This window comes from Pseudomonas sp. PAGU 2196 (assembly GCF_022179005.1).
Classification (GTDB): domain Bacteria; phylum Pseudomonadota; class Gammaproteobacteria; order Pseudomonadales; family Pseudomonadaceae; genus Aquipseudomonas; species Aquipseudomonas kermanshahensis.
In genome coordinates this window covers 112,564-122,792 of sequence record NZ_BNTL01000015.1, presented here as the reverse complement: position 1 = coordinate 122,792, position 10,229 = coordinate 112,564, and the positions used below count along the sequence as shown (strand labels likewise).

Below are 10,229 nucleotides of genomic sequence, written 5' to 3'. Positions count from 1 at the left end.
GCCCCGCGAAGAGGCCCGGTCAGGCCTACATATCCCCCTTCCACCACGGTCACTCGAGGACTGCCATGAGCCCCCGTACCCCGAAGAAAACCCGCTCGGTCGCCCCCTCGCGCATTCGCGAAGGCATGCCCTTCCCCCTCGGCGCCACCTGGGACGGGCTTGGGGTCAACTTCGCCCTGTTCTCGGCCAACGCCACCAAGGTCGAGCTGTGCCTGTTCGACTCCACCGGCGAGCAGGAAATCGAACGCATCGAGCTGCCGGAATACACCGACGAGATCTACCACGGCTACCTGCCCGACGCGCACCCGGGGCTGGTCTACGGCTACCGCGTCTACGGCCCTTACGAGCCCGAGAACGGCCACCGTTTCAACCCCAACAAGCTGCTGATCGACCCGTACGCCAAACAACTGGTCGGCAGCCTGAAATGGTCCGAGGCGCTGTTCGGCTACACCATCGGCCACCCCGACGGCGACCTGTCGTTCGATGAACGCGACAGCGCGCCCTTCGTGCCCAAATGCAAAGTCATCGACCCAGCCTTCACCTGGGGCCGCGATCAGCGCGTGCAGGTGCCCTGGGAGCGCACCATCCTCTACGAAGCCCACACCCGCGGCATCAGCATGCGCCACCCGGCGGTGCCGGAAGAACTGCGCGGGACCTTCGCTGGCCTGGCCAACGACGAGCTGCTCAAGCACATCAAAGAGCTGGGCGTTTCCAGTATCGAGCTGCTGCCGATCCATGCCTTCGTCAACGACCAGCACCTACTGGACAAAGGCCTGAACAATTACTGGGGCTACAACAGCATCGCCTTCTTCGCACCACACCCCCGTTACCTCGCCAGCGGCAAGATCGCCGAGTTCAAGGAGATGGTCGCGCACCTGCATGACGCCGGGCTGGAGGTGATCCTGGATGTGGTCTACAACCACACCGCCGAGGGCAACGAGCGGGGCCCGACGCTGTCCATGCGCGGCATCGACAACGCCTCCTACTACCGGCTGATGCCCGACGACAAGCGTTATTACATCAACGACTCCGGCACCGGCAATACCCTCGACCTGAGCCACCCGTGCGTGCTGCAGCTGGTCACCGACTCGCTGCGCTACTGGGCCGGCGAGATGCATGTGGATGGCTTCCGCTTCGACCTGGCCACCATCCTCGGCCGCTACCACGACGGCTACAGCGAACGCCACGGCTTCCTCGTCGCGTGCCGCCAGGACCCGATGCTGAGCCAGGTCAAACTGATTGCCGAACCTTGGGACTGCGGCCCTGGCGGCTATCAGGTGGGTAACTTCGCGCCGGGCTGGGCAGAGTGGAACGACCGCTTCCGCGACACCGTGCGGGCATTCTGGAAAGGTGACGAAGGCCAGTTGGCCGACTTCGCCTCGCGCATGACCGCGTCAGGGGACATGTTCAATAACCGTGGTCGGCGCCCCTATGCCTCGGTCAATTTCGTCACCGCCCACGATGGCTTCACCTTGCGCGACCTGGTGTCGTACAACGGCAAGCACAACGAGGACAACGACGAGAATAACCAGGACGGCACCGACAACAACCTGTCCTGGAACTGCGGCGCCGAAGGGCCTACCGAAGACCCTGAAATCAATGCCCTGCGCATGCGCCAGATGCGCAACTTCTTCGCCACCCTGCTGTTCGCCCAGGGCACGCCGATGATTGTCGCTGGCGACGAGTTCAGCCGCACCCAGCATGGCAACAACAACGCCTATTGCCAGGACAGCGAGATCGGCTGGGTTAACTGGGACCTGGACGAAGACGGCACCGCGCTGCTGGCCTTCGTCAAGCGCCTGACCCGGCTGCGCCTGGCCTACCCCGTGCTGCGCCGCTCACGCTTTTTGGTCGGCGACTACAACGAGGCAATCGGGGTCAAGGATGTCACCTGGCTGGCGCCGGATGGCAGCGAGATGAGCGTCGAGCAGTGGGAAGACCCCCATGGCCGCTGCCTGGGCATGCTGATCGACGGGCGTGCACAGGTCAGCGGCATCGCCCGTCCCGGCGCCGAGGCGACTGTGCTGCTGATCGTCAATGCCCACCACGATACCGTGCCGTTCCAGCTGCCGGCGGTGCCCGAAGGGGACTACTGGAGCTGCCTGGTCGACACGGATCGGCCAGAGCTGCGCAAGGGGCAGCACTTGCAGTTCGAGAGTACCTTCGAGGTGAAGGGGCGCTCCATGCTGTTGATGGTGTTGCAGCACGAGGAAGAGTGAACCCACCTACCCCAGGCAGGTCCTAGCATTAAACCGCCCCGATGATGACCTTGTGGGAGCCCCTGTGAAGCTCGAAGCCAGCAGCCCCGGTTTCGCCACTGTTGACCAGGCCCCAGCCGTGCACCGGCTGAGGGTGCTGACGGTCAACACCCACAAGGGCTTCACGGCCTTCAACCGGCGCTTCATCCTGCCGGAACTGCGCGAAGCGGTGCGCAGTACCCAGGCCGATATCGTGTTCTTGCAGGAGGTGCTCGGCAGCCACGATCGCCACGCCGCGCGCTACCCCGGCTGGCCGCAGACGTCCCAGTACGAATTTCTCGCTGACAGCATGTGGAGCGACTTCGCCTACGGCCGCAACGCCGTATACCCCGACGGCCACCACGGCAACGCCCTGCTGTCGAAATACCCGATCATCGAACACCGCAACCTCGACGTGTCGATCACCGGCCCCGAGCGCCGTGGCTTGCTGCATTGCGTGCTCGATGTGCCTGGCCCGCATCAGGTGCATGCCATCTGCGTGCACTTGTCGCTGCTGGAGAGCCATCGCCAACAGCAACTGCAGTTGCTGCGCAGGCTGCTCGAGTCTCTACCCGAAGGTGCACCCGTTATCATCGCTGGCGACTTCAACGACTGGAAGCTGCGCGGCAATCGCACCCTAGGCCTGCGCAACGACCTGCACGAAGCGTTCGAACGCCACCACGGCCACCTCGCACGTACCTACCCGGCGCGCATGCCGCTGCTGCGCCTGGACCGCATCTACCTGCGCAACGCGCAAAGCCATGCGCCGCAGATTCTGGGGCACAAACCCTGGACGCACCTCTCCGACCATCTGCCGCTGTCGGTCGAGGTCAAGCTGTAGCAATCATTCTTCATAGCCAGGCAGCGGCAAATAGCGAACCTTGCTATACCCGACTATTTAACTCAACAAATCAGCCACTTGAACCAAATCATGTGCAATGAACACAACCTTCACGCTTTCTTGACGCAAGCCGCTCCCTCTCCTTAGCTGAACATTATCTAGTTGTAAAGATCTCGCGCCGGGCCTCTAGCTCGCGCCTTCGTGCGCGTTTGCGAAAGCAGGCGTGCTGGTTTGGGTCGCCCACTGTTTTTGCCGTACAGCTCGTGACAACAGGCCAGGTCCTTGGGCTGTACCACAAAAATAAACGGAGATCCGCCATGAAAAGAACCTCGAATCCCTTGCGCTTCGACAGCATTTTCTGCGCGGTTTCCACGTCGCTGCTTCTGGCAACCCCAGTGGAAACTTTCGCATTCGAACTGCAGGACGACCCAACCTCCCCCAGCTTCCTGCAGCAACCGGCGATGCCGCAGCTATCGCTTGACCCGGTCAGCGCCAGCGGCGTGAGCCTCGGCACATTGAACGCATTCTCAGAAAAAATGACCGAACGCCACGGGCAGGCGGCACCGGACCTGGTCGCCAGCCAGTGGTCGCAGTTTTTCCCGGGTGCCACGCGCACCGGTGCACAACCGCCTGACCAACTCGAAGCCCCCAGCCAGCAACTGCTGGTTGGCCCAGACCTGTTCCTGCGCGAGACCGGCGCAGGCAATGTGCACCGCGCGGGTATTTTTGTCGGCCACAACAACCTGCAAAGCAGCTTCAACGGTATTCGCCCGCTGCTGGGCGACAAGCAACGCAATGCGGTGAACCTGAGTGGCGAGAGCCTGGGGGTGTACTGGAGCATGACCCATGAACGGGGTTGGCACCTGGATGCCGTGGCCATGGGTTCGCGCATCGACATCAATGGCCGTGGCGAAAGCGGCCAGCGCCTGGACGACAGCGGCCATGCCATGACCTTCTCCCTGGAAGGCGGCTTCCCGATCGGCTTGGGCGGCGGTTGGGTAATCGAGCCACAGGCGCAGTTGATCAACCAACAGTTTTTCCCCGGCAGCCGCGTGCAGGAAGAGACGCTGCAGGCGTTCGACAGCCAGCCTAGTTGGAGCGGCCGGGTCGGTGCCAAATTGTCCGGGCGCTACGAAGTGCGCGGCATGCCCATCGAACCCTATGTACGCACCAACGTCTGGTATGACTTCAGCAATGCTGAAGAGGTGAAGCTGGACCAGGTCGACAAGATCTCCAGCTCGAGGTACTCGACCACCGTGGAATTAGGGTTGGGCCTGGTGGCCCGGGTGACGCCGAATGTGGCGCTGTTCGTGAGTGCGGATTACAGCAGCGATGTGGATGACAATGACCTCAATGGGCTGATCGGCAGCCTTGGGGTGCGGATGCGGTGGTAGCCGGCCTGTAGCCCTTGTGCTGCGCATGCGGTGGTATGCCTGCCTGTAGGAGCAGCCTTGTGCTGCGAAGAGGCCGGTGAAAGCAGCCCAGAGTCACTGTGCTTTCACCGGCCTCTTCGCAGCACAAGGCTGCTCCTACACGGGCAATGTTTGCCCCGCTCAGGCAGGTTTGAGAATCAACACGCCCAGCGGCGGCAAGTTGAGCGCCAGCGACAACGGCTGCCCATGGCTGGTGACGGCTTCGCTTACCACCGCCCCAAGGTTACCCACGTTGGACCCGGCATACAGTTCGGCATCGCTGTTGAGCAGCTCTTCCCAACGCTCGCCAAACGGCACGCCAATGCGATACCCCTCGCGCGGCACCGGGGTGAAGTTGGCCACCACCAGCAACGGCTCGCCATTGCTGCTCCAGCGCAGCCAGGCATACACGCTGTTTTGCGCGTCATCACCGATCAGCCACTGGAAGCCCTGGGGCTGGCAGTCCTGCTCATGCAGCGCAGGCACCTCGCGGTACAGGCGGTTAAGGTCGCCGACCAGGCGCTGCACGCCCTTGTGCTCGGGGTACTGCAGCAGGTACCAGTCCAGCTCGCTGTCGTGGTTCCACTCGCGCCACTGGCCAAATTCGCAGCCCATGAACAACAGCTTCTTGCCCGGGTGCGCCCACATGAATGTGAGGTAGGCACGCAGGTTGGCGAACTTCTGCCAGCGGTCGCCTGGCATCTTGTCGATCAACGAGTGCTTGCCGTGCACCACCTCATCGTGGGAAATCGGCAGGATGAAGTGCTCGGAATAGGCATAGATCAGCCCGAAACTCATCTCGTTGTGATGATAAGTGCGGTGAATCGGGTCGTTCTGGATGTAGTGCAAGGTGTCGTGCATCCAGCCCATGTTCCACTTGTAGGCAAAGCCCAGGCCGCCCTGCTGGATCGGCTGGCTGACGCCGGGCCAGGCGGTGGACTCCTCCGCGATGATCAACGCGCCAGGGGCTTCGTGGGCCGCGACGCCATTGAGGTGGCGGATGAAATCGATGGCCTCCAGGTTCTCGCGCCCACCATGGCGGTTAGGCACCCATTCGCCGGCCTTGCGCGAGTAGTCGCGGTACAGCATCGACGCCACGGCATCGACACGCAGGCCGTCGATGTGGAACTGCTTGAGCCAGAGCAATGCCGAGGCCAGCATGAAGCCACGCACCTCGTTGCGCCCAAGGTTGTAGATCAGCGTGTTCCAGTCCTGGTGGTAGCCCTCCAGGGGGTTTTCGTATTCGTACAGGGCCGTGCCGTCGAAGCGGGCCAGGCCGTGCTCGTCGGTAGGGAAATGCGCCGGTACCCAGTCGAGGATCACGCCGATGCCGCCTTGGTGGCAGGCATCAATGAAGGCGGCGAAGTCTTCGGCACTGCCGTAGCGTGAGGTGGGCGCGAACATCGACAGGGGCTGATAGCCCCAGGAGCCGCCGAACGGGTGCTCCATGATCGGCATCAGTTCGATGTGGGTAAAGCCCAGCGCCTGCACATAGGGCACCAGGCGCTCGGCCAGCTCGCGCCAGTTGTAGTAACGCGCCACCTCGCCCAGGTCATCCAGCTCGCACTGCCACGAGCCGACATGCAATTCGTAGATCGACAGGGGTGCGTTGTAGGCGTGACGTTGTGCACGCTGCGCCATCCAGTCGTGGTCTTGCCAGGGGTGGCTGAGCGCACCGGCGACCTTCGACGCGGTGCTCGGCGGCAGCTCGGTTGCGCGGGCCAGCGGGTCGGCTTTCAGGGGCAGCACGCCCTCTTTAGCCAACACTTCGAACTTGTAGGTTTCACCCACACCAAGCCGTGGCACGAACAACTCCCACACCCCAGCGCTGTGGCGCAGGCGCATCGGGTGGCGGCGGCCGTCCCAATTGTTGAAGTCGCCCACCACCGACACCCGCCGCGCATTCGGCGCCCACACCGAGAAGCACACGCCGTCGATGCCATCGGCCTGCATCGGCTGGGCACCAAAGCGCCCGGACAGGTCGCGGTGGTTGCCTTCGGCGAACAGGTAGAGGTCCATGTCACCCAACTGGGGGCCAAAGCTGTACGGGTCTTCGGTCACCTGCTCACCACCGGCCCAGCCGATTTGCAACAGGTAGGGCTGTGCGTCATCAAGGTGCGCGGTAAACAGGCCGGGCAAGCTGGCCTGCACCATTTCGGCGAGCACGCGGCCGTCGTGGCGCGACAGCACGCGCGCATTCAGGGCATTGGGCAGGAAGGCGCGGACCCACTGCCCGCCGGCGCCGTCGCCATGGGGGCCAAGTACCGCAAATGGATCGGCGTGCTCGGCGCGGGCCAGGGCGTCGAGGTCCCGTTGCCGAAGACCGCCGGTATCACGCGTGGTTGCATTCATCTATGACTCTCCCCAGGTACTGATCAGTCCATGCAAGCCATGCAAAGGCACGGCCAGCCAATTCGGTCGATTTTCAGCTTCGTATGTAATTTCGTACGCGGCCTTTTCCAGGCAGAACAGTTCCAACGCGGCACGCTCGCCTTCCGCCTGTTGCCAGGCGTGGGGCATGGCAGCGGTAGCCAAGCCATAAGCCTCGACAAACGCATGGCGGGATTGGTGCAGGTAGTGCCTGGCAACCCGTTGCCGAGCCTTGCGCGCCGGGTCGGAAAGGTCCACCGCAGAGGCGTTGCGCAGAATCATCGCAGCAGCATAGTCGAAGGATCGCAGCACGCCGCTGACATCTTTGTAGGGGCTGTGACGCGCCCGGCGTTCTTCCAGTGGGCGCGCCGGTTCGCCCTCGAAATCGATCAGGTAAGCATCGCCCTGCACCACCAGTACCTGGCCCAGGTGCAGGTCGCCATGCACGCGCATCAACAGGCCGCCTTGGGCTTGGCGGGCAAGGTTGTCGATGTGCTGAGTCAGGCCGTCGCGCTGTTGCTGCAGGTCGTCGACCAACGCCTGGCTGTCGCTGTCCAGGCTGTCGCGGTGATGAGCCAGCAGGTCGAGGGCGTGGGTCAGCTCGGCAGTGATCTGGGTACTCCAGCGCTCGCTGTCCTGGGCATCGCTTGGGCGCGGCTGGAAGGCCGCATCTTCGGTTGGCGCCGCCAACAACACGTGCATCTCGCCCAGACGCTGGCCGAGCAAGGCAGCAAAGCCATCGAGTTCAGCCAAAGCATCGGTATGGGCTTCGCTGGCCGAGCTGGTCGGTTCCATCTCGTCGCGGATGGCCCGCTCCAGGGTGTTCTGGGTCCAGGCCCAGGCATCGCCCTGATTGCTCAGGTAGCCCTGGGCGATCATCAACAGGTGCGGGGTGGCGTGCTCGTCCACGCGGCTGACCCACCCCAGCAACGGTGAAATATTGGTAAAGCCCGCCGCAGTCAGGTAGGCGCTCATCTCAAGTTCTGGATGAATGCCTGGGTTGACCCGGCGGATCAGCTTGAGCACCACCCGATCGGCGACCACCACCGAGCTGTTGGACTGCTCGGCGCTGAGGTAGCGCACAGGGCTCTCTTCGGTGAGCCCCAGCTTGGCAAGCTGTTCGGTGCATTCGAAACGCAGCTCGCCCAAGCCATTGCCGCAGGGCAGCCGGTGGCGTTCCTGGCAGGCCCGCAGCACGGCGCGGATGAAGGGTTCAAGGACGAAGGCGTCGGTGATCAAACCAACCTGTCGGCCACGGCGCACGCGCGACAATGCCAACTGCTGGGGCAAGGCGCTGTTGATCTGCTCATCGGGCAACAGGCCGAACGGCAGTTGATAGTGGTTGGCGACGCCATCGCTGAGCACTTCCAGTTCGCCGAGCAATACCGGCGTGGTGGCCGTGCCAAAACGCACGCCATAACGCAGGCGAACCTGGTCGATCGGCCCTTCCTTGCCGGCGAACCAGCGCCGTTTGGGCAGGTATTGCGGCAGGATCGAGCTTTCCAACATCTCGCTGGAAGGCGCCTCGAGCAGCTCTTCCAGGCGCTTGCGCAGCACCAGTGTGGTCAATTCGGGTAACCCCTCGGTGGCCTGGATATGCCAGCTGGGCATGCGGTCATGCGACGCCAGCAGGAACCAGTAAAAAGCATAGGGCGGTAATGTCAGCAAAAACGGCAGCTGGCCGATCGGGGGAAAGGCGCTGCCGCCCAGCATCTCCACCGGTACTTTATCGGCGTATTGCGACAGCTCGAGTTCTGCGGCCTGGGCGGCGCGGGACACGTTGGCCACGCAAAGAATCACTTCGCTGTTGCCCTCTTGGTCGGTGTACTCGCGGATGTACGCGAGGATGCGCCGGTTGCTCGGTGTGAGCATGCGGATGCTGCCACGGCCAAACGCCTTCTGCTGGTTGCGCACCGCCAGCAGGCGGCGGTTCCAGTTGAGCAGCGAATGCGGGTCGTGGGACTGGGCCTCGACGTTGACTGTCTGGTAGCCGTACAGCGGGTCCATGATCGGTGGCAGCACCAGGCGCTGCGGGTCGGCGCGAGAGAACCCGCCGTTACGGTCCGGCGACCATTGCATGGGGGTGCGCACGCCGTCGCGGTCGCCCAGGTAGATGTTATCGCCCATGCCCAGTTCATCGCCGTAGTACAAGGTCGGGGTGCCGGGCATCGACAGCAGCAGGCTGGTCAGCAGTTCGATGCGCCGTCGGTCACGTTGCAACAGCGGCGCCAGGCGGCGGCGGATACCAAGGTTGATGCGGGCGCGGCGGTCTTCGGCGTAGTAGTTCCACAGGTAATCGCGTTCGCGGTCGGTGACCATCTCCAGGGTCAGCTCATCGTGGTTGCGCAGGAAAATCGCCCACTGGCTGTTGGCGGGGATTTCCGGGGTTTGGCGCAGGATGTCGGTGATCGGGAAGCGGTCCTCCATGGCCAGGGCCATGTACATGCGCGGCATCAGCGGGAAGTGAAAGGCCATGTGGCATTCGTCGCCATCGCCCTCGCCAAAGTACGGGCGGGTGTCTTCGGGCCATTGATTGGCTTCGGCCAGCAGCATGCGGTCGGGGTAGTTGGCGTCGATCTCGGCACGGATCGCCTTGAGCACCCGGTGGGTCTCGGGGAGGTTTTCGTTGTTGGTGCCGTCGCGCTCGATCAGGTAGGGGATGGCGTCCAGGCGCAGGCCGTCGACGCCCAGGTCGAGCCAGAAGCGCATCACCCCGATCACCGCCTTGAGCACTTGCGGGTTGTCGAAGTTCAGGTCTGGCTGGTGCGAATAGAAGCGGTGCCAGAAGTACTGCCCGGCGACTGGGTCCCAGGTCCAGTTGGACTTCTCGGTGTCGAGGAAGATGATGCGGGTGCCGTCGTACTTCTGGTCGTCATCCGACCACACGTAGAAGTCGCGTGCCTTGCTGCCCCGCTTGGCCAGGCGGGCGCGCTGGAACCACGGGTGCTGGTCGGAGGTGTGGTTGATGACCAGTTCGGTAATCACCCGCAGGCCGCGCTTGTGCGCCTCGGCGATGAAGCGTCGGGCATCGGCCATGCTGCCGTAGTCGGAGTGCACGGCTTTGTATTCGGCGATGTCGTAGCCGTCATCGCGCCGTGGCGAGGGGTAGAACGGCAGCAGCCAGAGGGTGTTGACGCCCAGTTCGGCGATGTAGTCGAGCTTGCTGATCAACCCGGCGAAATCGCCGATGCCGTCGTTGTTGGCGTCGAAGAACGACTTGATGTGCAGCTGATAAATCACCGCGTCCTTGTACCACAGCGGGTCATCGATGAAGGCTGCTGGTCGGGAACGCTTGGCCATGGGTGACTCCTTTCAATTCTGCAAGACCGGATAGTCTTCGTGGGGCTGCGTTGCAGCCCATTCGCGGGA

Annotated in this window: 5 protein-coding genes; 3 read left to right on the top strand and 2 right to left on the bottom strand. The window is 63.3% G+C overall.

The features are described 5' to 3' along the window. Window positions 1-65: 65 nt before the first annotated feature. The 3 genes from glgX (at window position 66) to MFF34_RS15390 (ending at window position 4,472) form a co-directional block, all read left to right on the top strand. Window positions 66-2,219 (top strand): glycogen debranching protein GlgX, encoded by a 2,154-nt coding sequence (gene glgX, locus MFF34_RS15400; RefSeq protein WP_085272612.1) that lies wholly within the window; start codon window positions 66-68, stop codon window positions 2,217-2,219. A gap of 64 nt (window positions 2,220-2,283) precedes the next feature. Next, a complete protein-coding gene (locus MFF34_RS15395; protein ID WP_085272611.1) occupies window positions 2,284-3,078 on the top strand; it encodes an endonuclease/exonuclease/phosphatase family protein in 795 nt (264 codons plus the stop codon). A 317-nt stretch (window positions 3,079-3,395) separates the two neighbouring features. Continuing rightward, entirely contained in the window at window positions 3,396-4,472 is a 1,077-nt protein-coding gene (locus MFF34_RS15390; protein WP_238215055.1) for an autotransporter outer membrane beta-barrel domain-containing protein, read from the top strand. A 159-nt stretch (window positions 4,473-4,631) separates the two neighbouring features. Here MFF34_RS15390 and glgB read toward each other — a convergent pair whose 3' ends face one another. Both glgB and treS read right to left on the bottom strand, forming a co-directional pair. Then, a complete protein-coding gene (glgB, locus tag MFF34_RS15385; protein WP_238215054.1) occupies window positions 4,632-6,842 on the bottom strand; it encodes a 1,4-alpha-glucan branching protein GlgB in 2,211 nt (736 codons plus the stop codon). Further along, window positions 6,843-10,160, bottom strand: a complete 3,318-nt coding sequence (treS, locus tag MFF34_RS15380; RefSeq protein WP_238215051.1) for a maltose alpha-D-glucosyltransferase — start codon at window positions 10,158-10,160, stop codon at window positions 6,843-6,845. It lies immediately after the preceding gene. Window positions 10,161-10,229 lie beyond the last annotated feature (69 nt).

Bases quoted from the DNA above. Each gene is read 5' to 3' on its own strand.
- glgX (WP_085272612.1), top strand. From the start codon at position 66: ATGAGCCCCCGTACCCCGAAGAAAACCCGCTCGGTCGCCCCCTCGCGC.
- MFF34_RS15390 (WP_238215055.1), top strand. From the start codon at position 3,396: ATGAAAAGAACCTCGAATCCCTTGCGCTTCGACAGCATTTTCTGCGCG.
- glgB (WP_238215054.1), bottom strand. From the start codon at position 6,842: ATGAATGCAACCACGCGTGATACCGGCGGTCTTCGGCAACGGGACCTC.
- treS (WP_238215051.1), bottom strand. From the start codon at position 10,160: ATGGCCAAGCGTTCCCGACCAGCAGCCTTCATCGATGACCCGCTGTGG.